The 14,856-nt window shown below is 66.4% G+C and carries 16 protein-coding genes; 6 read left to right on the top strand and 10 right to left on the bottom strand.

Features of this window, described 5'->3' with window-relative positions; genetic code table 11:
- Positions 1-160: 160 nt before the first annotated feature.
- From LAQ58_RS10735 to LAQ58_RS10715, 5 genes are all read right to left on the bottom strand, one after another.
- Positions 161-802: a LysE family translocator gene (locus tag LAQ58_RS10735; RefSeq protein ID WP_224450158.1), complete on the bottom strand. Its 642-nt coding sequence runs from the start codon at positions 800-802 to the stop codon at positions 161-163.
- Positions 803-909: 107 nt separating this feature from the next.
- Positions 910-1,638: a TMEM165/GDT1 family protein gene (locus LAQ58_RS10730; protein WP_224447462.1), complete on the bottom strand. Its 729-nt coding sequence runs from the start codon at positions 1,636-1,638 to the stop codon at positions 910-912.
- Positions 1,635-2,327 carry a metal-dependent transcriptional regulator gene (locus LAQ58_RS10725; protein ID WP_224447461.1) on the bottom strand — a complete coding sequence of 231 codons (693 nt, stop codon included), beginning with the start codon at positions 2,325-2,327 and terminating at the stop codon, positions 1,635-1,637. The genes LAQ58_RS10730 and LAQ58_RS10725 overlap by 4 nt, the downstream gene beginning before the upstream one ends.
- Positions 2,328-2,379: 52 nt before the next feature.
- Positions 2,380-3,783, bottom strand: a complete 1,404-nt coding sequence (locus LAQ58_RS10720; RefSeq protein ID WP_224447460.1) for an FAD-dependent monooxygenase — start codon at positions 3,781-3,783, stop codon at positions 2,380-2,382.
- Positions 3,784-3,831: 48 nt separating this feature from the next.
- Positions 3,832-5,031, bottom strand: a complete 1,200-nt coding sequence (locus tag LAQ58_RS10715; protein WP_224447459.1) for a threonine synthase — start codon at positions 5,029-5,031, stop codon at positions 3,832-3,834.
- A 130-nt stretch (positions 5,032-5,161) separates the two neighbouring features.
- On the opposite strand from LAQ58_RS10715, the gene LAQ58_RS10710 reads away from it, so the two are divergent.
- On the top strand, positions 5,162-6,448 hold the full coding sequence (locus LAQ58_RS10710) for an NAD(P)/FAD-dependent oxidoreductase (protein WP_224447458.1): 1,287 nt from the start codon (positions 5,162-5,164) through the stop codon (positions 6,446-6,448).
- Positions 6,449-6,497: 49 nt separating this feature from the next.
- Here the strand turns inward: LAQ58_RS10710 and LAQ58_RS10705 are convergent, their stop codons facing one another.
- Positions 6,498-7,535 (bottom strand): NAD(P)-dependent alcohol dehydrogenase, encoded by a 1,038-nt coding sequence (locus LAQ58_RS10705; protein WP_224450157.1) that lies wholly within the window; start codon positions 7,533-7,535, stop codon positions 6,498-6,500.
- Between the two features lie 137 nt (positions 7,536-7,672).
- On the opposite strand from LAQ58_RS10705, the gene LAQ58_RS10700 reads away from it, so the two are divergent.
- Together LAQ58_RS10700 and LAQ58_RS10695 are read left to right on the top strand one after the other, a co-directional pair.
- A complete protein-coding gene (locus LAQ58_RS10700) occupies positions 7,673-8,728 on the top strand; it encodes an amidohydrolase family protein (RefSeq protein WP_224447457.1) in 1,056 nt (351 codons plus the stop codon).
- Positions 8,728-9,582 carry an iron-sulfur cluster assembly protein gene (locus LAQ58_RS10695; RefSeq protein WP_224447456.1) on the top strand — a complete coding sequence of 285 codons (855 nt, stop codon included), beginning with the start codon at positions 8,728-8,730 and terminating at the stop codon, positions 9,580-9,582. Before LAQ58_RS10700 ends, LAQ58_RS10695 begins: the two co-directional genes overlap by 1 nt.
- A 23-nt stretch (positions 9,583-9,605) precedes the next feature.
- Here LAQ58_RS10695 and LAQ58_RS10690 read toward each other — a convergent pair whose 3' ends face one another.
- Together LAQ58_RS10690 and LAQ58_RS10685 are read right to left on the bottom strand one after the other, a co-directional pair.
- Positions 9,606-10,703 (bottom strand): glycolaldehyde reductase, encoded by a 1,098-nt coding sequence (locus LAQ58_RS10690; RefSeq protein WP_224447455.1) that lies wholly within the window; start codon positions 10,701-10,703, stop codon positions 9,606-9,608.
- A gap of 77 nt (positions 10,704-10,780) precedes the next feature.
- A complete protein-coding gene (locus LAQ58_RS10685; RefSeq protein ID WP_224447454.1) occupies positions 10,781-11,503 on the bottom strand; it encodes a metallophosphoesterase in 723 nt (240 codons plus the stop codon).
- 102 nt (positions 11,504-11,605) lie between these two features.
- Here LAQ58_RS10685 and LAQ58_RS10680 point away from each other — a divergent pair, with 102 nt between their 5' ends.
- Entirely contained in the window at positions 11,606-12,394 is a 789-nt protein-coding gene (locus tag LAQ58_RS10680) for a DUF7839 domain-containing protein (protein WP_224447453.1), read from the top strand.
- A gap of 20 nt (positions 12,395-12,414) precedes the next feature.
- On the opposite strand, the gene LAQ58_RS10675 is transcribed toward LAQ58_RS10680, so the two are convergent.
- On the bottom strand, positions 12,415-13,014 hold the full coding sequence (locus LAQ58_RS10675; protein ID WP_224447452.1) for a J domain-containing protein: 600 nt from the start codon (positions 13,012-13,014) through the stop codon (positions 12,415-12,417).
- Positions 13,015-13,087: 73 nt separating this feature from the next.
- Here LAQ58_RS10675 and LAQ58_RS10670 point away from each other — a divergent pair, with 73 nt between their 5' ends.
- Positions 13,088-13,336, top strand: a complete 249-nt coding sequence (locus tag LAQ58_RS10670) for a DUF8075 family protein (RefSeq protein ID WP_224447451.1) — start codon at positions 13,088-13,090, stop codon at positions 13,334-13,336.
- A 46-nt stretch (positions 13,337-13,382) separates the two neighbouring features.
- Here LAQ58_RS10670 and LAQ58_RS10665 read toward each other — a convergent pair whose 3' ends face one another.
- Complete coding sequence (locus LAQ58_RS10665; RefSeq protein WP_224447450.1) at positions 13,383-13,646, bottom strand: MTH865 family protein; 264 nt, start codon at positions 13,644-13,646, stop codon at positions 13,383-13,385.
- Positions 13,647-13,770: 124 nt separating this feature from the next.
- On the opposite strand from LAQ58_RS10665, the gene LAQ58_RS10660 reads away from it, so the two are divergent.
- Positions 13,771-14,817: a M42 family metallopeptidase gene (locus LAQ58_RS10660; protein WP_224447449.1), complete on the top strand. Its 1,047-nt coding sequence runs from the start codon at positions 13,771-13,773 to the stop codon at positions 14,815-14,817.
- Positions 14,818-14,856: the final 39 nt, after the last annotated feature.

The following is a 14,856-nucleotide window of genomic DNA, read 5'->3' as shown; positions in this document are numbered from 1 at the left end:
TCGACTCTGCATGAGTGACAACTACAACACGTTCCGCAAGAGATCACACGGTTCAAAAGTAACAGCAAAGTCGAGTCGGCAGCGACCACCCGGGGTACCGCTCGAACGGAGGGGCGCTGATGGCTCGCACGTGGTCTGAGGTGCGCCGACGCGGAGCGTTTCAGAGCAACTGCGTCGCCGCGTCGTACAGAAACGCGACGCCGAAGCCGCCGAGGACGAGGCCGCTGGCACCGGCGACGACGGGCGCGAGCGACTCGACACGGCGTTCGGCGGTGACGAGCGCCGCCGGAAAACCGGAAACCCAGAGCAAGATGCCGCCGAAGAAGCCGATTAGCAGCGCCGGACTCCCCGTCTCGACGACGAGTCGCCCGACGAGTTCGTCGCCCACGTACGGCGTCTGCGAGAGCACGTCGACGGTGCCAGGTTCGAGCAGTCCGACGCCGATGGTGAGCCAGAACAGTATCTGGTACGGATTCGTCAGCGCGAGCGCGAACGCCTTTCGGAAGCCCGCGCTGTCGTCTGCGAGCGACCCGTCGCGGAACGACTCCGAGGCGGAGCGAACCGCTCCGACGGCGAAGTAGAGCATTAGCACGCCGCCGATACCGACCATCACCGCGCGAACCGTCGGGAACCGCTCGACGAACGCGACGACGCCGACCAGCGCGAGGACGAAGAAGACGAAGTCGGCGGTGAACGCGCCGAGTCCTGCTCGAAATCCCGAGGACCACCCGTAGACGACACTCTCCTCGGCGATAACGGCGTTCATCGGTCCTGGCGGCGCAGCCAGCGCCAGTCCGAAGATGACGCCCGCGAGCGCGGTGGTCAGCGCGTCAAACACGTTGGACGGTGGGAGACAGGTCCCGAAAAACGTCGCGGTCCCGTTACGTCGTTCACGCCTCCCGTCTCCGCTCAGACGAGCGCTATCACGGCGTCGGCGACGGCGGCGACGAGCGCTTCCCACGCCGAGAAGCCGGTGGCGACCGAGAGAAGGACGTCGAGACCGAACAGCAGGAACAGCGCCGCGCCGGCGAAGTGCGCCTTCCGCATGTCGACCGCGTGCGCGAACTTGTGGAAGATGTAGGCGTTCGCGAGGCTCACGGGGACGATTGCGAGCATCTCACCGGCCCAGATAGCGCTGCTCGCGCCGTACTGTGCGGCCAGACCGATGGTCACGAGTTGGGTCTTGTCGCCGAACTCACCGGCGACCATCATCGCGAAGATGGGGAGGAAGCCGCCGAACCGACCGCTCAGGTCGTAGCCGAACAGTTTCGTGTCGAGGTCCGGCGCGAGTGAGGCGACGCTGCCGCCCACACGTTCGGTTCCCCCGTCGCTGCGCGCCGTCCGCGTCGGGTCGTCATCGCTCGCTCCCAGAGCCGACCGGAACAGAAGGACGGCGAAGGCGAGAAACAGGACGGCGGTGAACGCGTCGAGGGCGACGCCCGGCAGCGCCGCTTGCAGCGCGCTCCCGAACAGAATCTCCAGCGCGGTCCACCCGGCGAAGGCGGCGCTGGCGGCCCCGACGACCACCGCCGGTCGGTAGCGCGTCGAGAGGCCGGCAATGATGAACTGCACTTTCTCGCCGGGGAGGACGGCGAGTTGGGTAACGAAGGCGACGATCAGAATCTCCGACCAGTTCACGCACCACCCACCCCTGCGGGGGCGGACTCGGGTTCACCGACCGGTTCGACGCGGATCGAGCGGGCAACCGACTCGGGGAGGCTCTGCTCGTGGTCGTCGACGCGGACGGTGACCATTCCGAACGGTGCGATATCGACGATCTCGACCTCCACACCGGGGACGAGACCGGCCTCGGCGAGATACTCCAGTTCGTCTTCGTCACGGTCGGAGACGCGGGCGACGACGACGCGGTCACCCTCGTCGTGTTCGCTCAGGCGGGTCGTCTGGTCTTCGACCGGGTCGAGGTCGACGTTCGGAATCGGATCGCCGTGGGGGTCAAACTCCGGGTTGCCGAGCGCCTCGGCGACGCGCTGCTCGAACGCTTCGCTGATGTGGTGTTCGAGCGCATCGGCCTCGTCGTGGACCTCGCTCCACGAGTAGTCGAGGTGCTCGGTCAGGTACGCCTCCAGCAGTCGGTGGTGTCTAAGAACCTCCAGTGCCACTGTCTGGCCCTCGTCGGTCAGCTCGACGCCCTTGTACTTCTCGCGGTCGACCAACCCTCGCTCTTCGAGTTTGCCGAGCATGCTCGTCACCGTCGGCGCGGTCTTGTCAAGATGCTCGGCGATGGCGGAGGTCGAAACCGGCGGCCCATGTTCGGTCTGGAGGGTGTAGATAGCCTTCAAGTAATCCTCCATCACGTCGCTCAACATGGGCGGGATTAGACGTGGCGAACTATTATATCTGGCGTGGCGAACGAACCGGTTAACTTGTCGTCATCGATTGCTCGTCGGAAACGAAGAGCGTACTGTCGACCCGCGGTGGGTCCGGGCCGAACGCGAGTAGCCGCCGCTGTCGACGACCGAGCGACGACGTTCCGACCGTCGAGAGAGCGCCGAACGCCGCGCGCAACGCCGGAATCCGAATCGGTTCGGGAACGCGGTAGCCGTACAGCAGCAGTCCGGTGACGAGTCGTTCGATCCGGCGCTGCATCCGAACCACTCGCTCGACGGCCGGGTACCGACGCTGCTCGAACCGCCGGAGTCGATCGACGGGGAGCACGCCGTCGCTTCGGTACGTCTTCGAGAGCGCCGCCACGATGGTCCCGTGGGCGACGACGGCGTCCTGGACGGCGAGGCTGTTCCCCTGCCCGCCGAACGGCGAGGCGACGTGCGCGGCGTCGCCGAGGAGGAGCAGGCCGTCGTCGACCCACTGGTCGCAGAGTCCCGGTTCGACGCGGAGCAGGGAACAGTCACCGAACTCTGTGAGTTGCGTCTCGACTGTTCCTTCGAGGTCGGGGTCGACGGAGACGAGTTGCCGGCGGAACGCCTCGATTCCTCGCGCCCTGAGGTCGCCGTAGCTTCCCTTCGGGATGGGCCACCCGCACTGCGCGACGGAGTCGCTGAGCGGCGCGTAGACCAGCACGCCGGCTTCGCCGACGCGCAGTTGCGTCGTCACGTCGATGGCGGCGTCTTCGAGCTTGAACCAGACGATCTCTAACTCCGAGTCGAACAGCCCTGCGTCGATTCCGGCGGCCTCTCGAACCGTCGAGTAACGGCCGTCCGCGCCGACGACGAGGCGACTCTCGATTTCGAGTTCGGCGTTCGCCTCCCGGTCGCGTGCGTCGACGCCGACGACTCGCCCGTCCTCCTCTCGAACGTCGGTCACCGCCGTCGCGGACCGAAACGAGAACTTCTCGAACTCGCCGGCCCGCTCGACGAGCAGTTCCAGAAGCGCCGGCTGGTCCATCAGCAGGAGGAAGTTCTCCCGCGGCGAGACGTCCGTGAAGTCTAGCAGTTCGTAGCGCCGACCGTACACCGAGGCGTACGCCTTCTGCACGCGCTCGTGCGGTAGGTCGAGCACGTCGTCGAGGAGGCCGAGTTGGTCGAACGCTCGGGCGACGTACGGCTGGAAACCGAACCCGCGAAACTCCCGGTCGAGCGTCGCGTTGCGTTCGAGCAGCAGCGTCTCGACGCCGCTGCGGGCGAGCATGTAACTCAGGACGCATCCGGCGGGACCGGCACCGACGACGACCACGTCGGGGGTCAGTCGCCGCATCTCAGTTTCGGGAGTCACGTTCGCGGTCATACTCGCAGGCATCGTTCCGCCGTCGCGCGTCACATCCGCGATGGCCGAACTGATTCGGGCGAGGATACGGCGCTCAGCCAAATAAACGCCGGGGAGTCGGTCTCGGCCGTCGTCAAGGCGCTTCGCCGCTCAGATACCCTGTCCCATCAGGTGGCTCCGGAGCACGTCAGGGGTCTTCAGCCCCGACTCCGTGTTGACGAGGACGACAGTGTCGTCGGCGTCGAATCTTCCTTCCTCCGCGAGCGCCCACGCACCCGCCGGGGCCGCCCCACCCGCCACGCCGACCTCTATTGACTCGTGCTGCGCGGCGGCGACCGCCGAGGCCAGAATGTCGTCGTCGGAGACGGCGACGGCGTCGCCGCCGGTTTCGCGGAGCGCCGCGAGCGCGAGTTCGCCACCTGCCGGGGTCGGCACTTCGAGTTCGCCACAGATGGTGTCCGGCACCTCCCACGGTTCGATAGTCTCCGCGCCGCGCTCGAAGGCGGCGACGACGGGCGCGCAGTTCCCCGGTTGCACCGCGTACAGCGGCGGTACGTCGTCGGCGAGGCCGACCTCGACGAGTTCGCGGAACCCTTTCTCCAACCCGACGACGAGTTCGCCCGTCGATGCGGGGACGACGACGGCGTCCGGCAACTGGCCATCCAACTCGGCGACCAACTCGAAGGCGAGCGTCTTCGCGCCCTCGTGGCGGTACGGCGTTGTGAACTCCTGCAGCGAGTAGTACTCCGTCGCGAGTTGCTCGTTGACGGCGTCGAGCGCCTGCGGGTAGCGTCCGCCGACGACGCGCATCTCGCCGCCGTGGACGTTTATCATCGCCTTGTTCGAGAACGCCGACCGCGACGGGACGAACGAGTACGAGCGGAGTCCGGCACGCCCGGCGTACGCCGCCGCCGACTGCCCGGCGTTGCCCGGCGTCGCCAGCGCGAGCGGTTCCACATCCTCTGTCTCGGCGTGCTGATCAGCGGCCGTCAGCGTGAGGCTCATCCCCCGGTCGAGAAACGTCCCGGTCGGGTTTCGACCCTCGTCTTTCACGGCGACGCGTTCGACGCCGAGTTCGTCGGCGAGTCGCAGCGCGTCGACGAGCGGCGTTCTCCCTTCGGCGGCGGTCACCGCGTCGGCGGCTCGGAAGGGTAACAGCGCCTCGAACGCCCACATTCCGGACGCCTCGCCCGCGAACGACTCCCAATCGCCGTCGGCGACGACGTCGCGGTAATCGTACTGTGCGTCGAGGAATCCGCCGCAGTCGGGACAACGGCCGGAAACGTCCGCGCCGTAGACTGTCCCGCAGTCGACGCACGCCAGTCCGGAGAACGCCTCGCTAGTCTGCATACCGGCCGTTGCGACGGAACCGACTAAGCGCTTCCCGTTGGGCGGAACCGTCGACCGGGACGGGTGGTCGAAGGGCCATCCTGTTGAACCGTCAGGAGACACTTTGTATCGCGCGCCCAAACGAACGCGTATGCCAGACGATACAGCCGTAGCCGTGGTCGGTGCGGGCCTCGCGGGCCTCATCGCCGCCCGCCGTCTCGCCGACTCGGGGTTTGACGTGACGGTGTACGAGGAGCGCGAGGAAGTCGGCGGCCGCGTCCGAACCGAGCGGGAGGACGGGTACACGTTCGACCGCGGGTTCCAGGTGCTGTTCACCGCCTACCCCGCGGTTCGGCGCGAACTGGACCTCGGCGCGTTGAACCTGCGGACGTTCTCACCCGGCGCGGTCATCGCCCGCCCCGGCAAGCGCTCGGTGCTGTCGGACCCGTTCAGAGAACCCAGCGCGCTCGCCGACTCGCTCCGCAACGACGAGGTGACGCTCTGGGACAAAGCACGGACGCTCGCGCTCCGCCAGCACGTCGGGAGTCGCCGGGAATCTGACTTTTTCACCGGCCCCGAGCCGTCGATTCGCGAGTATCTCGACGAGTGGGGGTTCTCTGACGACTACGTCGAGAACTTCGTCGCGCCGTTCTACGGCGGTATCACGCTCGACCGGTCGCTCGGAACCTCGAAATCGGTGTTCGAGTACACGTTTCGGTCGCTCTCGCGGGGGAAGATTGCGGTTCCTGCGGCGGGGATGCAGGCAATCCCCGAGCAGTTGGCGGCGAAGGCGAGGGAGGCGGGCGCGGAGATTCGACTCGGCGCGTCGGTGAGCGTCGTCGACGCCGCCGACGAGGACGACAGTGCTTCAGTCACCGTCGACGGCGAGCACGTCGAAGCCGAGGCCGTCGTCGTGGCGACGGATCCGAGGACGGCGCGCGACCTCACAGGCGTTGAGTCGATTCCGACCGAGGGGACGGGTTGCGTCACCCAGTACTACGCGATTCGCGGCGGCGCGTCGCTCGGAACCGGCCGAAAGCTGCTGCTCAACGCGGGCGACGCCACTCCCAACACGGTCGTCCCCCTCTCGGAGGTTGCCCCCGAGTACGCGCCGGAGAACGCCGTCTTCCTCAACGCGACGTTCCTCGGGGAAAACGCCCAAAACGCCGACGAGGAGGCACTGTTCGAGCGGACGCTCGAGGAACTGGCTGCGTGGTACCCCGACCGGACGTTCGACGGACTTCGACTGCTGAAGACGACGCGCGTCCCGTTCGCGCAGTTCGCCCAACCGCCGGGAATCCACGAGCGCCTGCCGGACGCGGACGACCCCGACGGCTGGGTGTACCTCGCCGGCGACTACACCGAGTGGTCGTCGATTCAGGGCGCGATGGAGAGCGGGAGAAAAGCGGCGCGAGCGGTCGTCGAGGACTTGCGGTAACGAGGCGAGTCGAGCGACGAGAGCGAGGGGAGGCGAGAGAAGAGGGCGCTTACGGCGTGATGACTGCGCGGCCCTCGATCTCGCCGTGTTCGAGTTTCTCGGCGACGGTGTTCACGTCGTCGAGGTCGTAGCGCGACGTGTGGAGTTCGACGTCGCCGCGGTCGACCAGCGAGACGAGTTCCTGCAGTTCGGTGTACTTGCCGACGATGTTACCGCGGAAACTGAACTCGCCGTTTACGAGCGCCTGCGTCGGTTCGTGGATGTGCCCGCCGTAGCCGATGATGTGGTGGTCACCGCCCGCCGAGACGATGTCCGGGGCGAGTTCGGTCGTCTGGTCGGCGCCGACGAAGTCGAGTACCTGTCGCGCGCCCGCGCCGTCGGTGACGTCGTCGATCGCGTCGGCGGCGTCGACGTTCGTCGGATTCACCGTCTCGTGGGCGCCGAGGTCGGCCGCAAGGTCCAGCGCCTCGTCTTTCAGGTCGACGGCGACGATGTTCGCCGCGCTCATCGCGTTCAGACACTGCAGGCCGATGTGGCCGAGACCGCCGATGCCGATGACGACGGCGTGGTCGCCGGGGTTCAGTTCGCGGACAGCCTTCTTGGCGGCGTGGTACGCCGTGATACCGGCGTCGGCGTGCGGCGCGATGTCGGTCGTGTCGGTGCCCTCTGGAAGCGGGATGACCGACCGCTGAGAGGTGAGCAGATACTCGGCGAACCCGCCGTCGGTCGTGAGTCCGGGGAACGAGAGGTTCTCGCAGTACATGTCTTCGCCCATCCGACAGGCGCGACAGACACCACAGGTCATCACTGGGTGGCAGATGACCGAGTCGCCCTCCGAGACGGTCTCAACGCCGTCGCCGATTTCGACGACGGTTCCGGCGTTCTCGTGGCCGAGCGTCATCGGAAGCTCCTGTTCGACGTAGTCGGTCCACATCCCCTCGATGATGTGGTTGTCCGTCTGGCACCACCCCGCGCCCTCGACTTCGACGACGACTTCGCCGTGACCCGGCTCCGGTCGGTCGACCTCGTCTATCGACAGCGCATTTTCCATGTCGTCGGTGTACTCGTGTAATCTCGCGGCTTGCATCATGATACAAACTGACACGCACGACGTGATAGCTGTTTAGCAAATTAACACGGAAAATATATGATCACACAATAAATTGTCAATGAGTGATAACATCACGAACAATAATGTAGAATGTGTCCTGATATCAACCCACAATGTACCGCCAACGCGGGGAGGACGTGTTCGTCGTCGACGCACACGTCCACCACTGGGACGCGAGCGAGGAGAACATCAAGACCGACGGCGGTGAGCAGTTCATCCGCTGTTTCTACGACTATCACACCGGGTTCACGCCCGAGGACCGGCAGTGGAGCCTCGACGAGTATCGAAAGTACAGCGCCGACCGGATGGTCGAGGACCTGTTCGGCAACGGCGCGGTCGACATGGCCATCTTCCAGCCGACGCACCTCCACGAGTTCTACAAGAACGGGTTCAACACCGTCGACGACAACGCCGAACTCGTCGACCGGTATCCGGAACGGTTCATCGTCAACGGTCGGTTCGACCCGCGCGACGGCGAGGCTGGCAAGCGCGAACTGGAGCGCCAGAAGGAGGAGTACGACGTCGACGGTGTGAAGCTCTACACGGCGGAGTGGAAGGGCGACTCGAAGGGGTGGCGACTCGACGACCCCGAGACGTTCGAGTTCCTCGAAAAGTGCAGCGAGTTAGGAATCAAAAACATCCACCCCCACAAGGGACCGACGATCCGGCCGCTGAACCGCGACGCCTTCGACGTGGCCGACGTCGACGACGCCGCCACCTCCTTCCCCGAACTGAACTTCGTCGTCGAGCACGTCGGTCTCCCCCGACTCGACGACTTCTGCTGGATCGGCGCGCAAGAGCCAAACGTCTACGGCGGCCTCGCCGTCGCCGCGCCGATGGTGCAGAACCGACCCCGGAAGTTCGGCGAGATAATGGGCGAACTGCTCTACTGGCTCGGCGAGGACCGACTCCTCTTCGGCAGCGACTATGCGCTGTGGAACCCCGACTGGCTCGTCGAACTGGTAATGGAGGCCGAACTCACCCCCGAGCAGCGCGACGAGTACGGCGTCGAACTCTCGACAGAGGTGATGAGGAAGGTGATGGGCGAGAACGCTGCCCGCCTCTACGACATCGACATCGAGAAGAAGAAGAAGGAACTGCAGTCCGACGAGATATCCGAACAGTTCGGACTGGGCGACGACTACGCCGCGGACGCGGCCGCGGACTGATGGCGGGCGAATTTCCGTCGGGCGAACCTCTCACGAGCGCGGTCACGCCGCGACGCAGCGCGGTCCGAAACGCGCTCGACGGAGTCACTGACCCGGAACTCGACCGCTCTATCGTCGAACTCGACTACATAACCGGCATCGAACTCGGCGGCGGCGAGACTCCCAGTGACTGCGGCAGCGACGCCACCGACGGCGACCGCGGCAGCGGAACAGTGACGGTCCGCCTCTCGCTGCCGACGGCGTGGTGCTCGCCCGCGTTCGCGTGGCTCATGCTGGTCGACGCGTGCGCGGCGGTCGAGTCGCTCCCCGGCGTCGGCCGTGCTCGCGTCGTCCTCGAAGATCACGTCCACGAGACCGAACTCACCGAGGGGGTGAACGGAGACCGCGTGTTCGCAGAGGCGTTCGACGACGCCGACGGTGACCTCCAGGCGGTCCGACGTGAACTCAACGAGAAGGCGCGCATCGTCCGTCAGCACCGAGCGCTCGACGCCTTGCTCGACGCCGGCGCGACCCCGGAACAACTCGTCTCGCTGACGACCGACGACGTGGCGTTCGACCCCGACGGCCCCGACAGCGAGCGGGTGGTCGTCTCGGTCGCCGACGGAGCCATACGTCTCTGCGTGCCGCGCGATTCGATGGTCGACTACGTGGAAAAAGCCGAGTCAGTCGGTCTCGACCTCGACTCGGGACCGCTGTTCCGCACGCCCGAGAGAGAGCCGATTTCGGTCGACGAGTTCGAACTCGTCCGCCGCCGCGGTCGCCTGGCGTCGGTGAACATGCGGGGGCAGGGCGGCGTCTGCGCGCAACTGCACGAGGCCCGGCAGCGCTCGCGCGAAGCGGAAGGCGCCGACTGACGCCGTCACCTTCCGTTCCGTATTCAGTCCTCTCGAACCTGCCGACCCAGCGCGTCCGCCGTCGAGAGCGCGTCGCGGACCATCGACGGTTCGACCGGGAACGGTTCGTTGTGGATAGTCTCGTCCTCGACGCAGGCAGCCTCGGCCACGCGGTCGAGGTCGTCACGGCTCGGATCCTCAAGTCCGATATCTCCGAGCGTTACCGGGAGACCGACTGTCGCGGAGAACTCGAAAACATCCTGGACGAACGCATCGTTTTTCCCCTCCAAGACGAGTTGCGTCAGCGTTCCGACGTTCACCTTCTCGCCGTGCGTCGCGTCGTGCGTCGCCTCCAGTTGCGTCAACCCGTTGTGTATCGAGTGCGCCGCCGCGAGGCCGCCGCTCTCGAAGCCGAGGCCGCTTAGGAGCGTGTTCGCCTCGGTCACGGCCTCGACGCTCTCGGTGACTGCGTCGCGTTCGACGGCCTGAACCGCCGAGAGCGCGTGCTCGCGGAGCGTCTCGTAGCAGAGTTCGGCGAGGGCGTGGCCGCTCCGCGTCGGTTGCTCCCCGAAGATGGTCGTTCCGGTCGAGCGGTAGGTCGCGTCGGCTTCGAACCAGGTCGCGAGCGCGTCGCCGACGCCGGAGACGAAGAATCGCGTCGGGGCCGCTGCGACGAGCGCGGTGTCGACGAGCACGAGTTCCGGGTGCGACGAGTAGAAGCGGTATCTCTCGAACTCGCCGTGCTCGCTGTAGATTACGGAGAGGCTGCTCGTCGGCGCGTCGGTCGACGCGACGGTCGGCATCGAGACGACCGGGATGTTCGCGTCCTCCTTGACGGCCTTCGCGGTGTCGAGCGTTTTCCCGCCGCCCGCGCCGACGACGAAGTCTACCCCCTGCTCCTCGGCGGCGTCGGTGACGCGATTTATCTCCGTCTCGGAGGCCTCGCCCTCGAACGTGACGGTCGACAGGTCGATGTCGGCGTCGTCGAGGCTCGACCGAACCGTCTCTTCGGCGATGTCGAGGACGATTTCGTCGGCGAGAAGGAGCGCCGACTCTCCGAACCGCGCGGCGTGTTCGCCGAGTTGGTCGGCGACGCCCGCTCCCTGTACGTAGCTGGCCGGCGATTTGAACACTCGTGCCATGAGCGAGGGGCCAACGCAGAGTCGTAAACCAGTTCGCTCCGTCCGAAGGAACAGTCCGGTTCGAGCACCCATTCCGCCTACAACAGCCGTCGAAGCTTTCCGAGCGGCGGGAATCTGAGGGCTTCGTCGCCCGGTTCGTCGTAGACGAGCGGCCGAAGCGCGTCGGCGTCGGTGACCAGCGGCGACTGAAAGTCGCGGGTCCGCATCCCGTTGATCTCGACGCCCGGCGCTAGGCAACTGAACGCCGGGAGCATCAGCACGTCGCTGTCGCGATACGTCTTCGGACCGTAGAGGAAGCAGGGTCGGCGCTGGCCTTCGATGGTGATCGTCGGGTGGTCGTGGCCGACGACGTAGCAGTCGGCGTCGCCGTCGGGTTCCGCGTGGCCGTGACAGACGAGTATCCGGTCGCTGTCGTCGCCGTCACCTCCCGCTTTTCGGCCGAGTAGATATTCGTCGTACAGCGTTCCGTCCCATACCGAGTCGAGCATCGTGTCGTGGTTGCCGACGACGAGAACGGGCCGAACACCGCGGTCACGGCAGGCGGTAACCAACTCGTCAAGGCTCTCCGTCGTCGCCGCCGACGCGCGCGAGAACGAGTGGAGCACGTCGCCCGCGAAGACGGCTTCGGCGGGCGAAAAACGGTCGAGCAACGCGGCGAATCTCTCGCGGAGGTCTGCGCGCTCGCCGAGCGGGAACTCCACCTCGGAGGCTTCGTCGCGGCCGACGTGGAGGTCGGCGACGACGAGCGTCTTGCTCGCTGGGAGGAAGACGGCTCGGTCGGCGAGGACGAAATCGGGCACGCGTCGTGAGAAGAGCGCCGCGAGCAAATCGGTACTGCTCTCCGGTCGACGAGGCGCCGGCGCGACGGTGACTTTTTCAACCCGCCGGTCCACCCTCGCGACATGAGCGACGCCCTGCAGGACAAGCGTACGGCCACGCGGTTTCGCATCCTCGTCGAAATCGCGGACCGACAACCAGCAGTGAGTCAGGGCGAGATCGCCTCGGCGGTCGGCGTTACCAGCCAGGCCGTCTCCGAGTACATCCGCGAACTCGTCGACGAAGGGTTCGTCGACAAGGAAGGTCGCTCGCGCTACCGAGTCACCAAGGAGGGCGTCGACTGGCTCTTCCGCGAGGCGAAATCGCTGCGGCGCTACGCCGAACACGTTACCGAAGACGTCCTCGAAAGCGTCCAAGAGGACGCCGCCATTGCCACCGACGACGTCGAGGTCGGCGACCCGGTCTCGCTTTCGATTCGCGGCGGCCTCCTGCACGCGACGCCGGGTGACGCCGGGCCGGCGACGGGCGTCGCGACGACGAGCGCCGACGCGGGAACCGACGTGGGCGTCACCGGGTTCGAGGGTGTCATCGAGATGGACGCCGGGCGCGTCACCGTCGTCCAGGTCCCGGCGGTTCGGACGGGCGGCAGTCGCGCCGTCGACGCGGATGTGCTCGCGGAACTCTGCGACGACGTCGACATCGTCGTCGCCTCGGGTGTCGAAGCGACCGTCGCGCTCCGGTCGTCGGGCGTTCACCCCGAGGTCACCGTCGCCGCGGGCGACGTAGCCGCCGCCGCCGCGGCGCGCGGGCAGTCAGTTCTCGTCGTCGCGACGATGGACGCCGTCGGTCGCGTCACCGACGCGCTCCGCGACGAGGATATCTCTCACGAGGTCAGGGAACTCGACGGTCGCTGATGCGGGTTCTGGTGCCGAGTTTACGCCTCGGCGTGGTCTTTCGCCATCGTGTACGCCTCGCGGACGCGTTTGAACTCGGCCTCGTTACCGCCGTGGTCGGGGTGGGCGTGTTTTACCTCCGAGCGATACGCCGCTTTCACGTCGTCGGCACTGGCGGTCGACGGAAGGCCGAGGCGTTCGAACGCTCCGGCGATTGGGTCGTCGAGGTCGGCTAGTTCGGGTTCGAGTTCCGGCACCTCGAACGGAAGTCGCCGCCCGAGTTGCGCGCCGGGCATCTCGTGTTCGCAGAGGACAGCGTACGTGCCGGCGCGTTCGATACGGAAGTACGCCTGCGCGTCGAACGTGATGGCGACATCCCGGGAAGGGAGGTAGAACGCGACCGTCTGGCCGTGAACCGGATGGTCCTCCGCGAACGGTTCGCCGATGGCGTCGAGATACTCGCGAATCTCGGTTCGGCGTCGGTTCGTTCCGTCGATTTTCGCGGCCTCGTCGAGAGGGGCCGTCGGGAACAAGCGACCGCCGACGACGAACACGCCAGCGGCGAAAACCGAAGCTACTGCTCCGAAGAGGAGGCCGACGAGCAGCCACGGGGGGAACAGAGCGAGCCACTCCGAAAGCACGGTTGTGGTTGGGCGCGAGCCATTAAGAATCGCTCGCCGTGGGAGCTACTTCGCCCGCGGTACTACTCGACGTGTGCCTATCATCCGATTCGAGGCCGCGGATACTCCGGAGCGCACGCAGATCGGCGAAGGACTCACCCGCCCGGCCGTCGAGGCGGGGCGTCTCGAAACCGGTCGAGCCGAAGGGAAGTACTTCCTCCGTCACGACGACGGCTGTGCGGTCTGCGGACGCGCCATCGAGACCGGTGACGCGTTCTATCTCGGCTCCGAGGCGGGCGACGTGCTCTGCGAGGAACACGGCCGGGAGCGACGCGGCGACTGAGTGCGTCGCTCGAGGGAGAGAGAACGCGTAACGACGTTTCGGTATCTTAGAGCATCCCTTCGGCGCGCAGGCCTTCCATCACGTCGTCGACGAGGCTGTCGGCGTCGTCGTACGGGAAGTCCTGGTGGCTGCCGAGTTTCGCGGCTATCTCCATCGCAGTGAAGCTCACGTCACCCGCCTCGAAGCGCGTGCCCGGACCGTTCGGGAGCGCGGGTACGAGGTCCATCTGGTTGCTGACGGGGTAGTCTGCGCCCTCGAAGGCTTCCTGTAGCTGCGCGCGGAGTTCCGCTTCGACGGATTCGTCTGCCATAGCTATGCATGGTCGTATCCGGCGCAAAAACGTTCCGGAACCATGAAGAACGCGTTGTGAGTTGTTTTCCGGCGTCGACCGCCGGGAACCGTGCGCTTTTGACCCGGGTCGGTCACCACCGAGCATGGATTTCGACTTCGAACTGCTTCGGGAACTGACGGAGACGAGCGGCGTCCCCGGCTACGAGGACCGGATTCGAGAGATCGTTCGGCGCGAACTCGAAACGAGCACCGACCGCGTCAGTTCGGACGCGATGGGCAACGTCGTCGGCAGTATCGACGGCGAGAGCGACTACAGCGTCGCAATCGCGGCGCACATGGACGAGATCGGCTTCATGGTCCGCCATGTCACCGACGAGGGCTTTCTCCAACTCGACCCGCTCGGCGGATTCGACGCGCGCGTTCTCCGCGCACAGCGGGTCACCGTCCACACCGAAGACGGCGATCTCCCGGGCGTGATCGGCTCCGTCCCGCCGCACACGCTCTCAGACGAACAGCGAGAGAAGAAAGAGAAAGTCGAGGATGTGCACGTGGATCTCGGACTCGACGGCAACGCGGTCCGCGAGCGCGTCTCCCGCGGCGACCTGGTGACGATGGACCAGACGACAGTCGAACTCGGCGACCACGTGACGGGGAAGGCGCTCGACGACCGCATCTGCCTGTTCGCGATGCTGGAGGCGGCCCGACGCATCGAGAATCCTGACGTGACGATCCACTTCGCCGCGACGGTGCAGGAGGAGGTCGGCATCCGCGGCGCGACAGCGCTCGGCGGCGACGTCGACCCCGACCTGGCCGTCGCGCTCGACGTGACCGTCGCCAACGACGTTCCCGGCTTCGACGAGGGCGACTACGTCACCGAACTCGGCGAGGGGACAGCCATCAAGCTGAAGGATTCGAGCGTCATCACGAACCCGAAGGTCCACCGTCGACTCCGCTCGGTGGCCGAGGACGAGGAGATTCCGTACCAACTCGAGATTCTCCCGGCTGGCGGCACCGACACCGCCGGGTTCCAGAACACGCACGGCGCGAAGCCGGTCGGCGCGCTGTCGATTCCGACGCGGTACCTCCACACCGTCACCGAGAGCGCCCACGTCGACGACGTGTCGGCGACTATCGACCTGCTGACGGCGTTCTTGGAGACGGAGACGGGCGAGCACGACTACACGCTGTGAGAGCGTCGCTCGTCGTCAGTCCGCGAATGGTGGCTAACA

This window comes from Haloprofundus salilacus, assembly GCF_020150815.1.
Taxonomy (GTDB): domain Archaea; phylum Halobacteriota; class Halobacteria; order Halobacteriales; family Haloferacaceae; genus Haloprofundus; species Haloprofundus salilacus.
The sequence above is the reverse complement of the archived record's forward strand: the minus strand, read 5'-3'. Positions and strand labels throughout refer to the sequence as shown.

What these genes read in the sequence shown, in the direction of transcription:
- LAQ58_RS10725 (WP_224447461.1), bottom strand. Translation starts at nt 2,327, where the DNA reads ATGTTGAGCGACGTGATGGAGGATTACTTGAAGGCTATCTACACCCTC.
- LAQ58_RS10715 (WP_224447459.1), bottom strand. Translation starts at nt 5,031, where the DNA reads ATGCAGACTAGCGAGGCGTTCTCCGGACTGGCGTGCGTCGACTGCGGG.
- LAQ58_RS10710 (WP_224447458.1), top strand. Translation starts at nt 5,162, where the DNA reads ATGCCAGACGATACAGCCGTAGCCGTGGTCGGTGCGGGCCTCGCGGGC.
- LAQ58_RS10705 (WP_224450157.1), bottom strand. Translation starts at nt 7,535, where the DNA reads ATGCAAGCCGCGAGATTACACGAGTACACCGACGACATGGAAAATGCG.
- LAQ58_RS10700 (WP_224447457.1), top strand. Translation starts at nt 7,673, where the DNA reads ATGTACCGCCAACGCGGGGAGGACGTGTTCGTCGTCGACGCACACGTC.
- LAQ58_RS10695 (WP_224447456.1), top strand. Translation starts at nt 8,728, where the DNA reads ATGGCGGGCGAATTTCCGTCGGGCGAACCTCTCACGAGCGCGGTCACG.
- LAQ58_RS10690 (WP_224447455.1), bottom strand. Translation starts at nt 10,703, where the DNA reads ATGGCACGAGTGTTCAAATCGCCGGCCAGCTACGTACAGGGAGCGGGC.
- LAQ58_RS10680 (WP_224447453.1), top strand. Translation starts at nt 11,606, where the DNA reads ATGAGCGACGCCCTGCAGGACAAGCGTACGGCCACGCGGTTTCGCATC.
- LAQ58_RS10665 (WP_224447450.1), bottom strand. Translation starts at nt 13,646, where the DNA reads ATGGCAGACGAATCCGTCGAAGCGGAACTCCGCGCGCAGCTACAGGAA.
- LAQ58_RS10660 (WP_224447449.1), top strand. Translation starts at nt 13,771, where the DNA reads ATGGATTTCGACTTCGAACTGCTTCGGGAACTGACGGAGACGAGCGGC.